Annotated in this window: 18 protein-coding genes; 12 read left to right on the top strand and 6 right to left on the bottom strand. The window is 45.9% G+C overall.

All coding sequences use genetic code 11. The features are described from left to right. Positions 1-287: 287 nt before the first annotated feature. The 5 genes from ACY8DT_RS09950 to ACY8DT_RS09970 all read left to right on the top strand — a co-directional run bounded on the left by ACY8DT_RS09950 (position 288) and on the right by ACY8DT_RS09970 (position 7,076). Positions 288-1,085 carry a MeeY/MeeF family manganese export membrane protein gene (locus ACY8DT_RS09950; RefSeq protein WP_462420152.1) on the top strand — a complete coding sequence of 266 codons (798 nt, stop codon included), beginning with the start codon at positions 288-290 and terminating at the stop codon, positions 1,083-1,085. 55 nt (positions 1,086-1,140) lie between these two features. Continuing rightward, on the top strand, positions 1,141-3,231 hold the full coding sequence (locus tag ACY8DT_RS09955) for a S1C family serine protease (protein ID WP_462420153.1): 2,091 nt from the start codon (positions 1,141-1,143) through the stop codon (positions 3,229-3,231). A 93-nt stretch (positions 3,232-3,324) separates the two neighbouring features. Next, on the top strand, positions 3,325-4,683 hold the full coding sequence (locus ACY8DT_RS09960) for a TrkH family potassium uptake protein (RefSeq protein ID WP_462420154.1): 1,359 nt from the start codon (positions 3,325-3,327) through the stop codon (positions 4,681-4,683). A gap of 229 nt (positions 4,684-4,912) precedes the next feature. After that, positions 4,913-5,593, top strand: coding sequence for a bifunctional UDP-sugar hydrolase/5'-nucleotidase (locus tag ACY8DT_RS09965; RefSeq protein ID WP_462420155.1), 681 nt, complete (start codon positions 4,913-4,915; stop codon positions 5,591-5,593). Between the two features lie 547 nt (positions 5,594-6,140). Beyond that, positions 6,141-7,076: a nuclease-related domain-containing protein gene (locus tag ACY8DT_RS09970; protein ID WP_462420156.1), complete on the top strand. Its 936-nt coding sequence runs from the start codon at positions 6,141-6,143 to the stop codon at positions 7,074-7,076. A gap of 102 nt (positions 7,077-7,178) precedes the next feature. Here the strand turns inward: ACY8DT_RS09970 and ACY8DT_RS09975 are convergent, their stop codons facing one another. Together ACY8DT_RS09975 and ACY8DT_RS09980 are read right to left on the bottom strand one after the other, a co-directional pair. Then, entirely contained in the window at positions 7,179-7,364 is a 186-nt protein-coding gene (locus ACY8DT_RS09975; protein ID WP_462422258.1) for a YkvS family protein, read from the bottom strand. A 104-nt stretch (positions 7,365-7,468) separates the two neighbouring features. After that, positions 7,469-7,978, bottom strand: a complete 510-nt coding sequence (locus ACY8DT_RS09980; protein ID WP_462420157.1) for a LuxR C-terminal-related transcriptional regulator — start codon at positions 7,976-7,978, stop codon at positions 7,469-7,471. A gap of 196 nt (positions 7,979-8,174) precedes the next feature. Between ACY8DT_RS09980 and ACY8DT_RS09985 the strand changes: the two genes are divergently transcribed. The 5 genes from ACY8DT_RS09985 to ACY8DT_RS10005 all read left to right on the top strand — a co-directional run bounded on the left by ACY8DT_RS09985 (position 8,175) and on the right by ACY8DT_RS10005 (position 12,281). Beyond that, positions 8,175-8,771, top strand: coding sequence for a competence protein ComK (locus tag ACY8DT_RS09985; RefSeq protein WP_462420158.1), 597 nt, complete (start codon positions 8,175-8,177; stop codon positions 8,769-8,771). A gap of 82 nt (positions 8,772-8,853) precedes the next feature. Next, entirely contained in the window at positions 8,854-10,431 is a 1,578-nt protein-coding gene (locus tag ACY8DT_RS09990) for a hypothetical protein (protein WP_462420159.1), read from the top strand. After that, positions 10,428-11,213: a hypothetical protein gene (locus ACY8DT_RS09995; RefSeq protein ID WP_462420160.1), complete on the top strand. Its 786-nt coding sequence runs from the start codon at positions 10,428-10,430 to the stop codon at positions 11,211-11,213. The genes ACY8DT_RS09990 and ACY8DT_RS09995 overlap by 4 nt, the downstream gene beginning before the upstream one ends. Before the next feature lie 75 nt (positions 11,214-11,288). Next, positions 11,289-11,705: a MarR family winged helix-turn-helix transcriptional regulator gene (locus ACY8DT_RS10000; protein WP_462420161.1), complete on the top strand. Its 417-nt coding sequence runs from the start codon at positions 11,289-11,291 to the stop codon at positions 11,703-11,705. Positions 11,706-12,050: 345 nt separating this feature from the next. After that, positions 12,051-12,281 (top strand): hypothetical protein, encoded by a 231-nt coding sequence (locus ACY8DT_RS10005; protein ID WP_462420162.1) that lies wholly within the window; start codon positions 12,051-12,053, stop codon positions 12,279-12,281. 155 nt (positions 12,282-12,436) lie between these two features. On the opposite strand, the gene ACY8DT_RS10010 is transcribed toward ACY8DT_RS10005, so the two are convergent. The 3 genes from ACY8DT_RS10010 to ACY8DT_RS10020 are packed head-to-tail and all read right to left on the bottom strand — an operon-like array spanning position 12,437 to position 14,804. Next, positions 12,437-12,865, bottom strand: coding sequence for a GNAT family N-acetyltransferase (locus ACY8DT_RS10010; protein WP_462420163.1), 429 nt, complete (start codon positions 12,863-12,865; stop codon positions 12,437-12,439). 8 nt (positions 12,866-12,873) lie between these two features. Beyond that, positions 12,874-13,341: a DUF2538 family protein gene (locus ACY8DT_RS10015; RefSeq protein WP_462420164.1), complete on the bottom strand. Its 468-nt coding sequence runs from the start codon at positions 13,339-13,341 to the stop codon at positions 12,874-12,876. 23 nt (positions 13,342-13,364) lie between these two features. Then, complete coding sequence (locus ACY8DT_RS10020) at positions 13,365-14,804, bottom strand: LCP family protein (protein WP_462420165.1); 1,440 nt, start codon at positions 14,802-14,804, stop codon at positions 13,365-13,367. 154 nt (positions 14,805-14,958) lie between these two features. On the opposite strand from ACY8DT_RS10020, the gene ACY8DT_RS10025 reads away from it, so the two are divergent. Continuing rightward, positions 14,959-16,134, top strand: coding sequence for a glycosyltransferase family 4 protein (locus ACY8DT_RS10025; RefSeq protein WP_462420166.1), 1,176 nt, complete (start codon positions 14,959-14,961; stop codon positions 16,132-16,134). 29 nt (positions 16,135-16,163) lie between these two features. Here the strand turns inward: ACY8DT_RS10025 and ACY8DT_RS10030 are convergent, their stop codons facing one another. Beyond that, positions 16,164-16,988: a glycosyl transferase gene (locus tag ACY8DT_RS10030; RefSeq protein WP_462420167.1), complete on the bottom strand. Its 825-nt coding sequence runs from the start codon at positions 16,986-16,988 to the stop codon at positions 16,164-16,166. Between the two features lie 137 nt (positions 16,989-17,125). Between ACY8DT_RS10030 and ACY8DT_RS10035 the strand changes: the two genes are divergently transcribed. Then, complete coding sequence (locus ACY8DT_RS10035; protein ID WP_462420168.1) at positions 17,126-18,967, top strand: hypothetical protein; 1,842 nt, start codon at positions 17,126-17,128, stop codon at positions 18,965-18,967. Positions 18,968-18,993: the final 26 nt, after the last annotated feature.

The following is an 18,993-nucleotide window of genomic DNA, read 5'->3' on the forward strand; positions in this document are numbered from 1 at the left end:
GTAAAAATGGCTTGACGGCAGTAGTAAGAGCTGCATCCATTTACTGAAAACAACAGCAACAGACTATCATTACATCGTCATTACGGCTCCAGATTTCGGCTTTTATTTCATAAATCGGACCCGGTGTAGTGAACAACGAGCAACCCGGCAAGCGACATCAGCCGCCCACATTCGTTGGACCGTGAGACCTTTGGCAAAACGTACTAAAGAATATCTTTTGTACGTTCTGCGATGGGTCTCTTTTTTGTTGTCCTGAATTGATACAAAACAATAGGGGGTACACAATTATGGATATGGCAATATTATTGGAATATGGCTGGGTTCTGATTGTCCTGATCGTCCTCGAAGGGCTGCTTGCAGCGGATAACGCTGTGGTCCTCGCGGTACTCGTCAGACATCTGGAACCGAAAGAACGGAAGAAAGCACTATTTTACGGACTGGTCGGCGCGTTCGTCTTCAGGATGATCGCCATTCTGCTCCTCGTCTGGCTCGTGCAGTGGTGGTGGATGCAGGCAATCGGTGCACTTTACCTGTTATGGGTTTCAGGCTCGCATTTATACGACATTCTCAAGACGAATAAAAAAGACCCTGCGGACGAAAAAGCGGGTCTCGCCAAAGCGGATGAGACTAAAAAGGGCAGCGGCTTCTGGATGACGGTGTTCAAAGTAGAGCTCGCTGACATCGCATTCGCAGTCGACTCGATTCTTGCTGCTGCGGCAATCGCGCTCGCACTGCCTGAAATCGGCGGCGATTTCTTCGGCATCAACGCCGGGCAGTATACGGTGATGGTCGTCGGCGGACTTGTCGGTGTCATCATCATGCGTTTCTTCGCGACATGGTTCGTCGGCGTCCTTGCACGCCGCCCGGGACTTGAAGTCGCAGCTTTCATCATCGTCGGCTGGGTCGGGGTCAAACTGATGGTGCTCTCTCTCGCGCACGAAGCGGTCGGCATAATCCCGTACGAATTCCCGCATTCAACGACTTGGAAACTGATATTCTGGTCAGTGATGGTCATCGTTATCGTGGTCGGCTGGTTCAGCAGTAAAAATAAAAACCCGTACGACGGCGAATCAGTGGAAGTATAACGGAAATCATCTTATAATGTAGTATAGGCAAGTTGACAAGCTAGGAGGGAAAAGTGTGGAGAATGATAAAAAACATGTGATTCCTAGAGATCGGTACAGGCGCCGCCGCCGAGTCTTCACTGAAGACGGGCAGGAACCGATGGCGCCGTATGACTATTCTGCGGATGTTGATGACAACGATGCTACTGAAGAGATTAATAGAGACAGCAGAGAAAATCAGACAACAAAATCTGCAGCTGAAACGAGACGGGAATATATCGAAGAAGAAAGCGGACGTTCCCACGATCCGGTCTATGGATACGAAGATTTGGACATAGATGAAGAACAGCCGGCCGACGGTTACCAGGATGTCTATACATCAGGAAATTCAAATTTTGAGAACCGTGATGAACAGGAAGCGGCACGTGAACAACAAGCCGATGAAGTCCTGCGGGCAGAAGAACCAATTGAGGAACGCCCTGAAAATAAAGGACACGACGCCGGTAAGGAGCCGTCCCAGCCTGAAGGTTCGGGGCAAAAAGAGTCCCGTGTTGACAGTGAAGAACCTGCAACCGGAGAACAACCGGCACGTACAGTCACACCCGGGGAGGCAAAACAACCGGCTCAAAATGAAGAAGTCCAGCGTCCTGAAGCAGACGGAACGCAGCACGAATCGGAAGAACAGAAATCAGAAGATTACACACCGAAAAGTGGGATCTTTGGAGGTACGGCAGCGGCGGCAGCGGGTACAACAGCCGGTGCAGCAGGCGCATCAGTCAAAAATTCAGAGGACGGGAAACCGGACGAAACAGCCCGGCAAAATCCTGAATCCATGAAGCGGATCCAAAGGGATAGAAAGGGACGCGTCATCAAAGGCGACTCGGAATCATCCGATAACAAAAACAATTTCTACGGTACTGCGCCGCCCGCCGGCGGGTCGGGCAACGGCAATAACAACAACCGCGGTAAAAACGGCCCGGGCGGCGGTGGCTTTTTCCGCTCGTTCCTCATTCCGTTGATCGCCGGTATATTGGGCGCACTGCTCGTCCTGCTGCTGTTCAACGTCTTCAGCGGAGATGATCCGGAACAGACCGCAACGGATGAACAGGAAGCGGGCACCGGACAGGAAACAGAAGATCCGGCAGTCGGAGATGCTTCTGAAACCGAGGCGACACAGGCAATCGAAGCATCACGTGATTCCGTCGTTTCAGTCATCAACCTCCAAAGAGTCGATTCATTCCTGCCGGGCATTTTCGGTGAAGATGCCGAAACGCAGCAGACTGAACCTGAAGAAGCGGGCATCGGCTCGGGCGTCATCTACAAAACCGAAGGCGACACCGCATATATCGTCACGAACTTCCACGTCGTCGAAGGCGCTGAAGAGCTGCAGATCAATATGCAGAACGGTGAATCCGTCACGGCGAACGTCGTTGGTACGGACGTGTGGACTGACCTCGCGGTATTAGCCATACCAAGCGATCAGGCCGACGGTACACTCGATTTCGCCGACAGCGACGCACTGACGGTCGGACAAACGGCAATCGCCATCGGTTCACCGCTCGGCGAAGCATTCTCAGGCTCTGTGTCCCAGGGCATCGTCTCCGGACTTGACCGGTCGGTGCCGGTCGACCTTGACGGCGACGGCGGTTACGACTGGGAAGCGAACGTCATCCAGACCGACGCTGCCATCAACCCGGGTAACTCCGGCGGTGCACTCATCGACTCGGACGGTAATCTGATCGGCATCAACTCGATGAAGATCAGCATGCCGCAGGTTGAAGGCATCGGATTCGCAATACCGGCAAACGAAGTGCAAAAAGTCGTCACTCAGATCGAAGAGAACGGCGAAGTCCAACGTCCATTCCTCGGCGTGACACTGCAGGATCTGTACACCATCCCGCCTGAAGTTCTTCATAGCGAGATGAATCTGCCTGAAGACGTGAATTCCGGCGTCGTCATTTCGAGCGTCCAGCCGGGCTCACCTGCAGAAAATGTAGGCATGCAGCAGATGGATCTCGTGACCGCACTCGACGGCAACGACGTGGGCAGCATGATGGAACTCAGACAATATCTGTACTATGAAAAACAACCGGGTGACGAAATGACGATCGACTTCTACCGGAACGGTGAAGCTCAGACAGTCACAGTCACAGTCACACTGCAATAAGGAAATGAACAGCCGACTCAAAATTGGGTCGGCTTTTTCTATCCTTTTATAGTAAAATAAAATCATATTGCTTCTTGAGAGGAGATGCGGCGGATGTTTAGAAGGATGCTCGCGCGAATCAGGACCCAAAGTCCACAGCGGCTGATATTCTTTTATTATTTGATTGCCTTATCGCTCGCGACAGTGGTGCTCGCCCTGCCGGTATTCTACCGTGTAGACTATGGCACGATCGAATTCATCGATGTGCTGTTCATAGCGTCCTCTGCGCTCAGCGTCACCGGGCTCAGCACGATGGACATCGCAGAAACGTTCACTGTTCCCGGCTACGCGGTGATCATGTTCATCATGAACGTCGGCGGCGTCGGCATCATGTCGATGGGTACGATGATCTGGCTCATATTCAGGCAGAAGATCGGACTCCAGGAACGCATGCAGATCATGGTCGATACGAACCAGTATAAAATTTCAGGCGGTGTAAGGCTGATCATTGATATCATCGTCCTGATCCTCGTGATCGAGCTCATCGGTGCCATATATTATTTCGCGGTATTTCTGACAGAGTCGGGGGATTTCAATTACGCTCTGATGCACAGCATCTTCCTGTCGATCTCCGCGACGACGAACGGCGGCCTGGATTTATTTTCGTCATCACTGACCGCATACGACACGGCTTTTCATATCCAGGTGCCGGTGATGATCCAGATCGTGCTCGGCTCGATCGGCTATCCGGTACTGATTGAAGTCCGGAACTACTTGTCGGGACGTTACAGACATTTCCGGTTTTCTTTATTTACAAAAATTACGACCGCGACATACGGCGCATTGTTCGCCGTCGGTGCGGCGATGATATTCATCTCGGAATGGCAGGATTACTTCAAAGCGTACGGTTTCACCGGTGCCGTCATGAACAGCATGTTCCTGTCCGTGACATCACGGAGCGGCGGACTCACGACCGTGCCGATCGACCAGTTGAGCGAGGCGACGCAGATGTTCATGAGCGCGCTGATGTTCATCGGTGCGAGCCCGAGTTCGGCGGGCGGCGGGATACGCACGACGACATTTGCGATACTGCTCCTATTCCTGATTTCGTTCAGCCGCGGACATAGCGAAATCCATGTGTTCAAACGGAACATCGCGCGTGAGGATATCGAGCGCGCGTTCGCAGTCATCTCACTTGCGGTATTTCTCGTCTTTTCAGGCGTGACCGCCATCATATTCATAGAAAATGACAGATTTGACGTGGTGCATATTTTATTCGAAGTGACGAGTGCGTTCGGTACAGCGGGAACGTCGGCCGGCATTACGGCAGACTTATCGGCCATCAGCAAACTGATCATCATCGCATTCATGTTCATCGGCCGCATCGGATTCGTGTCATTCATCTTCTTTATCGGCGGCAGACAGAAGACGCATTCACATCAGTTCCCTGAAGAACGGATTATGGTAGGATAAATTGAAGGAGGGCTTTATTATGCAGGAATTTTTTACGGTAAAATTGATACTGACCCAGCATCTCGGCGGCAAGCTCGGCATGACGGACGACGTGTCGCTGTCCAAAGTTTCGAGGTACGCCGGCGGCATCAACCCCGATGACAATTATCACGTGCTGCTCGGCGATATGGGCGGGACGCTCGGCATCGACCAGGAACTGCGCGGCCGCCGCAACCCCGCGGTCACCGCGATGAATTATATGGGATATAACTTTGCGGTGTTGAATCACCGCGATCTCTCAAACGTTTCGAAGCTCCGCCGTGCGGTCGGTTTCGCACGCTATCCGTTCATGAACTGCAACATCGGCCACCCGAATACGAAGGAACCATTTTTCGGCGAGCCGTATCAGCTGATCGACTTGAACGGCATGCGCCTCGCATATGTCAGTGGATATGCAGGCGAATTCGACGCGGGCGATGATGATGTTTTCCATGTGACGGACATTACCGAATCCCTGCGCCGCACACTGCGATACATCTATGATAATAAAGACCCGGATTACGTGATTGTCTCCATCTCCGATTGGGACGAATCCATGCAGGAAGTCGTCAACAGCCTCGAAGGCGTAGGCATTGTCGTGACCGGCGCACCCCGGGTGTACGACGGCAGACTCGATGCGGGTGCGGATGGTGAAGCAGCTGCGGGTGTCGAGCTGCTTGATGGCAGGGAGACATACAAAGTCGACGAATCCAACCCGATTTCCATGTACCACCACAACCACGACGGATTCGTCATGTCCATCGACCTGAATTTCAAACGCCGCACCACCACATTCGAATACCTCGGCCACACTTTGAGCCATCTCGACAAAGAAATATCTGAGCTGACCGACGATATCCACCTGAACGATCTGATCTATTATCATTTTTAGATTTTATTAGTCTTATCGACCCATCCCGGGGCGCGGGATGACGCGTTAAACGCCTTGTGACGCATCCCGCGCCCCGGGACGACGCGTTAAACGCCTTGCGACGCTTCCCGCGCCTCGGGATGACGCGTTAAACGCCTTGCGACGCATCCCGCGCCTCGGGATGACGCATTAAACACCTTGCGACGCATCCGGCGCCTCGGGATGACGCATTAAACGCCTTGCGACGCATCCGGCGCCTCGGGATGACGCATTAAACGCCTTGCGACGCATCCGGCGCCTCGGGATGACGCATTAAACGCCTTGCGACGCATCCGGCGCCTCGGGATGACGCATTAAACGCCTTGTGACGCATCCCGAGCCCGGGACGACGCGTTAAACGTCTGTAGAACTTCCCTTAACCAATCACTTCCTGAAAATAATAGTAATATAACTCTATAAGAGTAATAATTCCAATAAAATATAAAAACAAAAAAATCAAAAACACTAATTTACTCCTAATATAATAAAGGGGATTTTTAAATCTCCTAAATTCCAAGGAGATGACTATATGTTTTTGACTGAAAGGTGTAAATCCAACGAACATATTTATCTTGAAACTTTATCGAAGCGTGCAATATTAACAAAAGAAGAAGAAAAGAAACTTTCCAGGCTGAATCGGGGGTTTGAAGGGGAGCAGCTCTATGACCAGATATTTGATGAAGTCGGGCATCAAAACTTGAACATATTCAGAGATATTTGGATTCAGGCAGACAAATCACTGACGCAGATTGATGCCCTGATTGTTACAGACGAGGCGGTTTTCATCAATGAAATCAAAAGTTACAGCGGGAACTACAAGTACGAAAACAATACGTGGCAGATTGGCAAGATTCAAATATCTGATGACCCCATCATTCAATCAAAGCGTGCGAGCTCGAAGCTCATAAAGATATTTCTTGAAAACAAAATTAACATCAAAACAGATTTCAATATAATATTCCCAAATCCATACTTTATATTATCGACCGACGACAACTATTGCCGTTCGAAAACGATTAAAAGAGAACTGATGAAACAGTATTTCCGTAACATTCAGCAGCTTACGGGCTGGAACCATACAGATCGCATTGTCCAGATTATACAAGATCACATCGTTTTGGAGCCCAAACACACACCGGACACGGATCCACCCCGACTCACTCTCGGCAGACAATGCCTGACATGCGCATCTTTCGATTTCACACCCAACCGCTATTCTACGACATGTAATATATGTAACCATAAGTCGTCAAATAAAGATCATGTCCTTTCTGCAATCAGAGATTATAGTGTATTGTTCCCGCTTGGAAATATTACAACTCGCAGCATCCGAGGTTTTATCAATAACGAAGTTTCTAAATCCACTGTAACCAGATATATCAATGAAATCTGCAGTTTAAACATTAAAGGTAAATATGCGACATATACAGTCAATCAAAATCACAAAACTCATCATTCAGTATAAACAGACTGGTGATGACCTCCAAGCCCCCAGCCATTAACCTCAAAAACCCCCGGCCTCACAATGAAGTGAACCGGGGGTTTCCACATCTATAAAATTTTATGCTTAGTTGATGATTTCATAGCGTCTATGGTTGACGACCGTCTTTTCAAACATTTCGTGTTCATCGAAATTATCGTTGATGGTGACATCGACAATCACAGAGTTATCATTCACTTTTTCAACTTTACCCTGCATACTCGGGTATACCCAGTCGAATTTCACGATATCACCAACATTAGCCGTGATAATATCCAAATCTTCTTCTTTTTTTGACATACAACAAACCTCCATACAATCATTGAGATACATTATACAAGAAAATTCCGCAAATGTAACTACCTATATGAAAAAATTCACTGACTGTTAACAAACGCTCTGACCTTCGCCCGGACTTTCAGCCGCACAGCCTTCACAGTCGACACACTGACATCAAGAATATGCGCAATCTCCGCCGTCGAATACCCCGACATCATCAGCTCGAGCCAACGCACCTCACGCTCCGTCAGAATTCCGCCAAGGTCCCCTTCAAAGAGCTCCACATACGACTCCCGCACCGACGCTGCACCGTCATCCTCCAGCCACTCGGTCAACTCCAGCCCCTTCGACACCCGCACACACTTCCGGATCTCATCAATCAGACGCTGATAAATCCGCGTATACACAAACTGCGATTCCGTCGCACCCCGAGCCTTGCTCTTGTCAAAACTCACCAGCGCCTGGTAGATCGCAATCCGTCCCACCTGCAAAAAATCATCCTTGTCATACAAAATACTGAGCTTCCCCATAATCGCATGAACCATCGGCTCATACTGCCGGATCTTCGCATCCAGCGCAGCCTCAGCACTCAAATTCGGTTTCTTCATATTCCATTCCCAGCGACTTATCGATAAATCATGTTTTTCCGGATACCCATAATCTAAACCCTTTTTAAAGAAATAAAAACCATCACAACCATGCGAAACGACACTTAACTTCGACTTATAGTTAACGAAGTTTAATTATCGTTAAATAAATGTGATGTCAAGTCAACTTATTGTATAATAAAGAGGCTTACACAATTTGACAGAATTTTTACATACACTTCTGCACCTGATCGGGGGACGGGTGCAGGAAAGTAAGCAAACATACATACATATAAAAGGGGCGTACGACTTGAAAAACTTCTCATTTTTACTGCACGACATCAAATATCTGGAACCTGTCCATCACCTGGAATTTCTATCACAGGCAGTTTATCCGCACCGTCATGAATATTCAATACTGCCTTCAGATGTGTGGCTCAATCAATTGCTGATCCATCAGTACGGCACGAGCTTGAAAGCAAGAAGGGAGCACCTCAGATATGTCCACAACATTCACAGGCTCGGACCGATTGTCATGGATGAACGGACGAATTTCGTGCTGTTTCCACTGACGTCAAGTGCACATAAGAATGCGTTCTGGATCAACCTCAGAACAACACTCAAGTTCACGACACCTGAAAACGGCCGATATAATACACGCATCCACTTCAGCGACGGCACTTTCAAAGACGTTTCGTACGATAAGAAGACATGTGAAAAGCAGTATCAGAAGACACTGACAGTGCTCGACCGGATGATGAAAATCAGGGAGTATCCGGCACTTTATTTCGATATGCATACACCCGGAAAGTAAAGTTTTCCTTGAAATCCAGTCAAGACACTTTAAATTTCCTCTGTAATTAAGGATAATTGGTAAGAGACGGGAGGGGATGCATGTGAATATACTGATCGCGGGCGGCACGTACATGAACAATATGACGAATGATACCGGCAGAAAACAATTTTCGATGGTCGGCGGCATCACGGTCGCACGCCTTCTCGGCAGATATTCGAAGCATGATATTTACCTCCATACAAATATGAGCAGTGAACAGACGAAGCTCACCAGCAGCCTGCAGAAATCGCTGCATAAGGATTATGTCAATACGGAGTATGTGGAAAAAGTCTCCGCACAATTCGGCATTCTGCATGACGACCGCATCGATGCATTCGGGAACACGTTTGAAAGCGCAAGGATCCATAAGAAGAACGATAAGTTCTTTCAGGATTTTGACGCGTTCATTTTGACGACGGACATGAACCAGCGGGACTTCCGCTATTTCAGAGCCTACGCACACAACAACGGTATACAGGTCATCATCATCACATTCGGCGAGTACAGAATTGCATCAGACCCGCTCGACACCGTCATCACACTGGAAAATGACGCGGATGACAAACTGCCGCTCTACCATCTCGAGCTCAAACGAATACATAAAGCGCTGCTGGAGATCAAGATAAAGGGCGCACCGCTCATCACGATGCAGGTGCTGGATAAGGAACCTTTGAAGCGGACGACTGTCAGACGCCAGTCGAAGCTCGCCCTGCAGATGGTTTTATTTGCCGGAATACTTGCACTGATCATCGTCGTCATTATGAGCATTTTCCAGTTTTTCAGCGGCGGTGGACCTTCCGAACAGGCGGAAATCGACTGGAATGCACCCGTCGATCATGCGGAATGTGAGACGGTCGAGGCGTGCACGGCACTCGGGGATGAGTATTTGGCCGAGCTCGAAGAGTATATCGATATTTCCGATGAGCCGTATATATTTTTTGAAAACCGGCCGAGGCGGACATATCAGGACTATGATGTGAACAGCGGACTCACACTCATCGAGGAGCACCGGGAACTGCCGGACAGTGCGGAACCCTACCTCGAATACTACGCAGAGTTCGAAGCGCTGTTTCCGGATGAATATACCGACACGATAGACACTTACCGCCTGTTCTCGGACGGGGAGGGCAATACGCTTGCATACGTTGACATCAGCGACGAGGAAATCATCTTCGCCATGGACTTCAGGGACAGCGGCAGCAAAGCCGCACGCTACCGCACGCTGATCCATGAGTTTGCGCATATATACTCGCTGCCGCCGGAAGATTTCGATTCGGACTGTGCACCTCAGACATCGATGGACTGCATGCTTGACGGTACGATGATGGCGGACTATACCGAGCGCTACTGGAGCCGCTACGGCGATGAGTGGACGGAAAACCGCTACAAGTCGCAATATGAGCGGGACGCATTTTTCTCACACAACATCAATGATTTCTACGTGCCGTACCAGGCGATGAATCCGAAAGAAGATTACGCCGTCACATTCACGATGTTCGTGACAAGGGAAATTCCGGCAGAGGACAGCACCGGACTGAACAACGTCAAAGTGAAGTCGATGTATGAGAGACCTGAAAACGTTGCACTGAGAGTCGACATATTAAAAAATCTGCTTGAGCTGGAAAGGGCATCGTCATGAGAATAAAAGTCAAAATCGCAGAAAAAGACCGACCGTTTGAAATCCATTATGTCGACGTTGAAGCGGAATCGAATGTGGATACATTTTTAAACAGGCTCGTCATGGAAAAGCTGATCCACGCGGGCGGTATGCATGATTATATGTGTGACGGGTATGAATACAGGGAGTTGAGAACTCAGAAATTGAGTAAACTGTTCTCCCGGGACAGGAAAATAAAGCTCATATCGCCCGCTGCCACATTGACGCTCACATTGAAACAGCATACCGAAGACCAGGTGCATCACTGGCTGCTGGACTATTCCGAGTTCATCAAGATGGCCCATTACTACTATGATACGACTGAAAATGCACATGTCGCCCCCGGCACGGTGTTCTTCATCCAGCATGATTATGATAAAGTGCTCATCCGTTATTCGAGGGGACATCTGGATTTTTATTATATGGATAATCATTTCAAAGAAATGCCGGCGGAACCGGATATGACACTATATTTCAAAAGCCGTGAACAGCTGACGAAGGAAGAACTGAAATGGATGCGCAGCATTTCTTTCCCGGACAAACTGCCGAAAAACCCGGTGCCGCGAGGCGGAGAGATAAGATCCCAGCAGAATATCGACGCGTCGACTGTGCTGCTGCACAGGGTCATCACCATCATCGGCCGCTTCCAGCGCGCAGGAGAACCGCTGGAGGAATCCGGAATGCACTTTCCATCTTACGTCCAGGTCGGGGAAGAGACCACAATCGGCTATGTCAGTCTGAAGCAGTTACAAAAATTGAATTAATGTATAAATAAATGTTGTGCGCAAAGTATTTATGTGTATAATGAAATTATGATGATAAAAGATAGGGTGTAATATATGAGTGGAGTGAATACTCGTCATGTATGTCGTCATATTTACCTGTTGAACGCAAAGATCGATCATCTGACATCGTTTAAGACAGATGAAGGTCGAGTGTCGCGGGAGCAGGTCTACATTCTTGAGATTATTGCTGAAGAGCCGGACATCACGCAAAAAGAATTAATATCGAAGATGAAAAAAGAACAGACAGCCGTATCACGGGCTGTACAGAAAATGGTCGACTTTGGATATATCCATAAATCCCAAAGCAAAGAAGATCTGCGGGCGACCTATCTGCAGATAAGTGATAGAGGTCTTGAACTGATCGATACTCTTGATGTTGAAATATGCGAGCTGACAGACGACTTGTTAAAAGACTTATCAAAAGAAGAAGTAAAAAGCTTAACTGAAATACTGGAAAAGATCCATCACTAATGAAAACAGAGGCCCGTGGAGGCCTTTTTTAATGTGAATAAAGAGCCAGCCTGCACCTCGGCCGGGGATTCATCGCACCTCTCTACTATAAAGCGTCTAACCGCTCATCCCGAGTGCCGGGACGGTCCGTTGGAAGCTGTACGGCTCATCCCGAGTGCCGGGACGGTCCGTTAGAAGCTGTATGGCTCATCCCGAGTGCCGGGACGGACTGTTGGAAGCTGTATGGCTCATCCCGAGCGCCGGGACGGACTGTTGGAAGCTGTATGGCTCATCCCGCGTGCCGGGACGGACCGTTAGAAGCTGTATGGCTCATCCCGCGTGCCGGGACGGTCCATTAGAAGCTGTATGGCTCATCCCGTGTGCCGGGACGGTCCGTTAGAAGCTGTATGGCTCATCCCGAGTGCCGGGACGGACTGTTGGAAGCTGTACGGCTCATCCCGCGTGCCGGGACGGTCCGTTAGAAGCTGTACGGCTCATCCCGCGTGCCGGGACGGACTGTTGGAAGCTGTACGGCTCATCCCGCGTGCCGGGACGGACCGTTGGAAGCTGTATGGCTCATCCCGCAGCCCGGGATGACGCATTAAGCACATATTAAGTACTTTCTTTTCGAAAATAAAAACCCGTACGTCAGCCATTCAGGGTCATCGCCCAAAATTGCCTAACGTACGGGTTCTCTTATCATCATTATTATCTTTCACAAAGTTCAATCAATCCCCAAGCCTCTCAAAAAATCACAATTCTCTCGTCATATACTTATGCGGAATACCGGCATCATCGAATTCATCGGAAGAAACGGCGTATCCCAGCTTTTCATAAAATGGAATCGCATGAACCTGTGCACCGAGTTTCGCCTTCTTATGACCGGCGCTTCTCGCATGGTCATGCACGCCTTCCATCAGATCATAGCCGTATTTCTTACCGCGGTGATCTTTCAAAACTGCCATTCTCTCGACTTTGATAAGACCATCATCCAAAGGACGATAACGGACCGTGCCGGCAGCTTCACCGGAATCATCATACAGCACGAAGTGCGTGCACACGTCTTCAAACTCATCGACTTCAATATCTGCCGGGACGTTCTGCTCATCGACAAACACTTTCATGCGTATATCGAGACATTGCTCATATAATTCTTTCGTATCTGCTAATTTTATTTCCATTTGATCACCTACATAGAATTTTTACGTCTGATTGCTGTAAACTGCCAGAATATCTGAAGATGTTCGAGGCTCCAGAACTCCAGGCCAAGCGACAGGGCAGGCTGCGTGTTGAACTTCATGTTCGAACTTTCTGCAGCTGCGAGTGCGATGTACTGGTAGTGCGGCTTCAGACTTTTGAATGCCTCACTCAAACGGCCTTCTTCGTTCTTTACCCAGTCCATCGGGTGGATCAGTTCAAATATATCCACTTTGTTGAAAATCTGCGGCAGGCTCAGTATATAACATGCCGCGTCAACTTCAGGATTCGTCAGTGCTTCGCTGAAATACCCTCTGACGGACAGGAAGTACTCCTTATGCGAATGGTCGTAGTAGTGATATGAATTTTCGATTTTCGGCTGATTGCTGTTTTTGATCTGGTCTTCCAGATAATCGAACATCTCATTGATGTTCGTTTCTTTATCGTAAGTCTTTCTCATACAACAACCTCCTCATTCATTAATTAGTAATTGCCCGCAGGTTCTTCGTAATAAGGATCGGCTGCCGGTTCCTCGTAGTACGGATCACCAGCCGGCTGATCGTAAACGCCCTGGCCCTGTTCATTTTGCGGGACCTGCTGCTGGGGTTCCTCATAATAAGGGTCGGCCGCCGGCTCATTATAACTTTCGTTAAAATTCTCCTGGCCTTCATTCACGCCGTTCCCATTTCCGTTCCCGTTATTGAACTCATCGCCCGAGCCATCTTCACCATCAGGGCCATCTTCACTTTCGGCACCATCTGACCCACCATCCAGATCATCTTCGCCTTCAACACCGATATCTTCATGGTCGAAGTCTTCTATATCAAAGCCGTCCCCAAATGGATTCTCATAATCATCAGACAGAGCTGGATGCGGCTGTTCCGGTTCAAAATCATCCAATAAATAATCTTCGACATATTGATACGGCTCGAAAATGCCGGCAAGCCTCAGATTGATCAAGTCATACGGTTCAGTTTCTTCTATATCCAATATATCACGTAAAGTGTTGGATATCGCGAGGAGATGCTCCGGGTCGGCGAGATAGAAATAGCCGCCGTTACGCTCATACCAGTAATCATCCCCGACAATCTGCGTATTTTCAAATTCAATCGAGTTGAACGCATAATACGAAGCAAGGTCGCGAATCGTCTTCGACGACATATCATGTCTGACATTGTCCGCAACGACTTCAATCAGATCATCAATCTTCGTCAGCGCACCGGTCGATTTCGCCTTCTGCATAATCGCTTCAACCATCTCAAGCTGGCGGTTGCCGCGGCCGAGGTCCGTATCGACATCCCTGTTACGGATGACGCCGAGCGCCTCTTCACCATTCAGCGTCTGCTCGCCTTCCTCGATCTCAATGGAACCTCTGTCGATGGAAGTCGGCGACTCCATATCAAAAGGCACATCGAACTCGACGCCGCCGAGCGCATCGACCACATCAACCACCGCAGGCATGCTCACCCTGATATAGTAGTCCACCGGCACATTGAGCAGGCTTTCCACCGCATGCATCGAACTCTCCGGCCCGCCGTTCCTGTGCGCGTGCGTAATCTTATCGAAATAATTTTCGTCAGGGAAATACGTCAGTGTATCCCTCGGAATGCTGACAAGTTTAATATCGTCTTCATCTTTGTCAAAAGTTGCGAGAATCATAGTGTCCGTTCTGAACCCGTCGGAATCAAGCCCTTCCGACTCAGTTCTCGTTTCCGACTCATCGATACCCATGATCAGCACGGTGAAGCTGTCGAGATTCGGATCCACTTCCTCCATTCGGAGATCCGAACGTTCACGGTCGGTGGCTTCATATGAATCCGAAACGCCCTGTTCAAACGTATTGAAAAGATTGAAAAGATAAATACCTACGGCAACAAGAGCGATGGTCAGTACGATGAACGCACCGATGATGAATTTTTTCATTAAAATAACCTACTTTAGTTTAAATTTATTGTGAATGACATAAAAAGACGAATAATCTATAATAAGCATAAGTATACCAATCATTTATTTTATAATCATTTATATATAATTACAATCAAAAATAACCACTTGTATAAAAATAGGGGATAAGTTTATGGCAAATGTGACGATGTTCGTATGGAACAATTTCATCAACGATGCGAGAGTGCTCCGTGAAGCAGCCGCACTCACCGAAATGGGCCATACCGTGACGATCATAGCGAAAAGGGAACTGGACGAACTGCACCTGAAGTCCGCTGAAAAAGTGAGGGACGGCATATATGTAAACAGAGTGACGAAAATTGAAGTGCCAAAGTTCATTTTAAGGAAAATAAAGTCTTCTGTCCTTTCGAAACACCTCCCGAATGCGTTTTTGATGTGCAAGATGGTAATGCTTGCGAGAAAGACAGATACTGATATTTACCACGCCCATGATCTGAATACGCTGATGCAGGGGATCATAAGCAGCAAGCTGAGATTGAAAAGGAAGCCGCTCATATATGATTCCCACGAAGTGCAGACTTCAAGAACGCATTATTCATTCGAGAAAATTTACAGGCTGGAGAAATTCCTGCTGAAATTCACCGACCATACGATTGTGGAAAATGATACAAGAGCGGAATATCACGTGGACCTGTACGGCACAAAACCGGCGGCGGTACATAACTACAGCGAATTGTACGACATCAACCTTGTCGATGAATTCCCGTTGAGGGAGACATACAAAATACCCGGGGATGAAAAGATCGTGCTGTATCAGGGCGGTATGCAGGAGGGCAGGGGACTTTTCAAACTGCTCGAAGCGTTTAAAGATATCGAAGGGGCAAGACTCGTCATGATCGGCGACGGCAAAGAACGGCTGAATCTGATCGATTACCATAAAGAACTTGGGATGGAAGACAGAGTCATCTTCATCGACAGAGTGCCGTATAAGGAACTCAGAAGATACACCAAGGCCGCCGACATCGGCATCCAGTTTCTCGAGAACACCAACTTCAACCATTATTCCGCATCATCCAATAAGATGTTCGAATATATCATGGCACATGTCCCCGTCATCGGGTCGAGATTACCCGAAATAGAAGCGGTCATCGACGGCCAGGCAGTCGGCCTGACCGTCGAACCCAGCGATACGGATGATCTTAGAGATAAGCTCCAGCAGCTGATTGATGATGAAAGCTTGAGAGATGAGTTCAAAGAGAATACCAAAGTGGCAAAACATATATATAATTGGGATAATGAAAAAGATGTGTTGAAAAAAGTGTACAGGAAAATAACAGATTATAAATGAATACTCTGAACGATGAAATACGATGCGATTTATGATTCAATCCGTCGGAAAACAGTATGAATCCATTTGAGTGTCATAGCTTTTGAAAAGGGTGCGTGACCCAGTCTTGGGTTATTGTATGGTTTAAACTGTATTTTTTCCTTATTAATTTCTTTTGATTTCATTTCTTTAATAAGAGGAAGATATTGCAGTTCATAATCTTCTTCAGAAGCGACATTATATAAATAGTAAATAGATGGCACATAGTTATTTTCTAAAAAACAGTCTGTTATGGAGAATCGACTGTTGTATTGGTTCAACAATTCATCCAAAGGCATGTCACTGAACATGTGACGTCTCAACCTATCTACAATAGTGCCGTCTTTATAATTTATTGCAAAAGCTTGCGGATTATTGGCCAATGCAGTAGTCCCCTGATGATAAGTGGAAAGCATTATTGACATGGTGCCTCCTGCCGAAGAACCATAATATACTATATTTTCTTTATCAAACTCACATAAATTTGCTATCTTTATGATGATATCGCTGATACTTTTTAGGTAATGATGTTCCGGATTACCTACTCCCCACCCGATAAATAGTTTATTATCATGTAAAGTAGGATCATCTATGAATATACAATTGGCATCTATATCTTTAGCCCAGGAACTTCTCATGAATATTGGGGGATTTTTTCTTCTTCTGTCAATAGCGCCATTAGACAAAATTAAAAGACGCTTATTTTTTTTATTGAGTTTCATATTGAAATAAAAAGCTTTATTATTTTTATTAATTCTATACACAGCTGAATTTTCTTTTTGTAACTTTTCCTTGGTCAAGTCATTGTAGTCTATATTTATATGTAGATCTTTCATTTCTTTACCTCCATGAGTAAGTTGTGCCAATCAAAATGATTTATAATTAAGCTGATGTTCATTTATTACCGTTAGAAGATAATATTATATCACGATTTATAATTGTAAAGTTAGTTACTAAGAGGTGTTGTTGCATTATGAAAATTAAACTTAAACCTTTATACAAAGCGTTCTTCATTACAGAATTAACAGAAGATTTTAATGGTTTTACAATTCATGATTTGCCGAGTAATAAGAAATTACATATCTCGGATGATTACAAATTTTCATATAAAAAGTCAATGAATAAAGAAATATATTTTCTGGGTTACTGTCTGGATATCAGAAACGGTTCATTATCGAATGACGAAATCGTTTTAAATCTTTTAAATACAAAAGATAGAGATGAACTATATGACGAAGTCGAATATTTAAATGGCAGATTCACTCTGATTTTTATTAATGACTCTGACGTTTTTATTTCAACGGATGCAACAAGTATGAAACCTGTTTTTTATAATATTGATAAATCACTTGTTTCAAGTCATGAATATATTATTAAAAAGCTGCTGATAGATGAGTACGAAGTGACTCTCAATCAAAATCCGTATTATCGTAAAGGATTTCTTGACTTCACAGTTCATAAGGAAATACTTAAGTTAAATCCAAGTCTAGAAATTAAACTTAATGACTTTAGTAAAAAACGTGTTTTCCCAAGGCGTGATAAAGGGGTTAATTCCATAGAAGAAGGCTATGAGATTTTGGTGCCATATTTTACAGAGACCATAAAATGGTTGAAGAACCAGCCGAATAAAATTTTCAGTCTTACAGGCGGTCAGGACTCAAGGTTAACTCTGGCAATTTTAAAACCATTGATTGATGAAATAGATTTTTTCACTTATTTAAAGCCAAAACAGTCTTTAAAAAAGAATAAATTTGCAAAAAAGCAGTACTCGAATGATGAAATGATTGTTGAACAGATAGTATATAATCTAAATTTAAAGCATGAGTTTTTCAAAATTCCAACTTTAAAATCGACTGATGAACATCATATGGCCATGCTGGAAACCATGACCTCGAATCATTCGTATGGATTAAGTAAATATTATGATGACAATCCAAAATTTCATGAAACACTTCACATTAAATCAACGATACAATCTGTGGCTAAATCTACATTTCCGCGAGATTTGTATTTGCGTAATGATATGCACAGTTTATCTGAAGCATTGCAGATGTGGTCCTTCCCTGTAGGTTCAAATGCTAAGAAGAAAGCGGCACTTAAAAATTGTGTACGGGATTATATGATTAGAAACGAATTAAGCTATGACAGTATTCATGATTATCATTTGTTGGACATTATGTTCCTAGAGGTAAGACTCGGTAACTTCCAAAGTAATATCACACAAGAAACTGATAAAATTATGGAAATATTCAATATAATCAATTCGCGAAAATTGATAGAGATATTTTTAAGTCCCAAATTGGAAGAGCGTCAAAAGCTTGCTCTGAATCAGGAAATAATTAATAAACATTGGCCGGTCCTCAACTTTTTTGGACTGAACGAAGAGCCGGAAGATATGTTTGAAAAAGTAAATCATCTGCAGGATGAAATAGATGATGCTTTAAATAATAACTTTATGATTAAAGAGAATTTGGAAATTGTGAAGAGGAATAATCTGACTGTATCAAGATCAAACAAAGGATTGATGATTAAGCCTAAAAAATCTCCTTTATTACCAGAAGAAGATTACCCTTTTAAAATCGTGAATAATAGTGAGAAAGCTGTTGAATTCACTTTGACTTCGACATATAAGAATCCTAAAGGTAAAGGTGTAATATCTTTAAAGACAGAGACTGAGAGCTATGATATTTTAAAATTTAATAAAGGTATGAAGTTCAAAGTGCCTGCAAAGAGTAGTGTGAAATTCGTTTATGATATCAAGCAGAAAAGGAGCAGTAGTTCGTGGTTGAATGCTGCAACTCTAATTATACGTTAATGATATTAAAATACCCGTTAGGCTTA

Source organism: Salinicoccus sp. Marseille-QA3875 (assembly GCF_054950095.1).

Excerpts from the sequence above, each read along its gene's own strand:
- ACY8DT_RS09950 (WP_462420152.1), top strand. The coding sequence starts at position 288 with ATGGATATGGCAATATTATTGGAATATGGCTGGGTTCTGATTGTCCTG.
- ACY8DT_RS09960 (WP_462420154.1), top strand. The coding sequence starts at position 3,325 with ATGTTTAGAAGGATGCTCGCGCGAATCAGGACCCAAAGTCCACAGCGG.
- ACY8DT_RS09965 (WP_462420155.1), top strand. The coding sequence starts at position 4,913 with ATGAATTATATGGGATATAACTTTGCGGTGTTGAATCACCGCGATCTC.
- ACY8DT_RS09970 (WP_462420156.1), top strand. The coding sequence starts at position 6,141 with ATGTTTTTGACTGAAAGGTGTAAATCCAACGAACATATTTATCTTGAA.
- ACY8DT_RS09980 (WP_462420157.1), bottom strand. The coding sequence starts at position 7,978 with ATGAAGAAACCGAATTTGAGTGCTGAGGCTGCGCTGGATGCGAAGATC.
- ACY8DT_RS09995 (WP_462420160.1), top strand. The coding sequence starts at position 10,428 with ATGAGAATAAAAGTCAAAATCGCAGAAAAAGACCGACCGTTTGAAATC.
- ACY8DT_RS10000 (WP_462420161.1), top strand. The coding sequence starts at position 11,289 with ATGAGTGGAGTGAATACTCGTCATGTATGTCGTCATATTTACCTGTTG.
- ACY8DT_RS10005 (WP_462420162.1), top strand. The coding sequence starts at position 12,051 with ATGGCTCATCCCGTGTGCCGGGACGGTCCGTTAGAAGCTGTATGGCTC.
- ACY8DT_RS10010 (WP_462420163.1), bottom strand. The coding sequence starts at position 12,865 with ATGGAAATAAAATTAGCAGATACGAAAGAATTATATGAGCAATGTCTC.
- ACY8DT_RS10015 (WP_462420164.1), bottom strand. The coding sequence starts at position 13,341 with ATGAGAAAGACTTACGATAAAGAAACGAACATCAATGAGATGTTCGAT.
- ACY8DT_RS10020 (WP_462420165.1), bottom strand. The coding sequence starts at position 14,804 with ATGAAAAAATTCATCATCGGTGCGTTCATCGTACTGACCATCGCTCTT.
- ACY8DT_RS10025 (WP_462420166.1), top strand. The coding sequence starts at position 14,959 with ATGGCAAATGTGACGATGTTCGTATGGAACAATTTCATCAACGATGCG.
- ACY8DT_RS10030 (WP_462420167.1), bottom strand. The coding sequence starts at position 16,988 with ATGAAAGATCTACATATAAATATAGACTACAATGACTTGACCAAGGAA.
- ACY8DT_RS10035 (WP_462420168.1), top strand. The coding sequence starts at position 17,126 with ATGAAAATTAAACTTAAACCTTTATACAAAGCGTTCTTCATTACAGAA.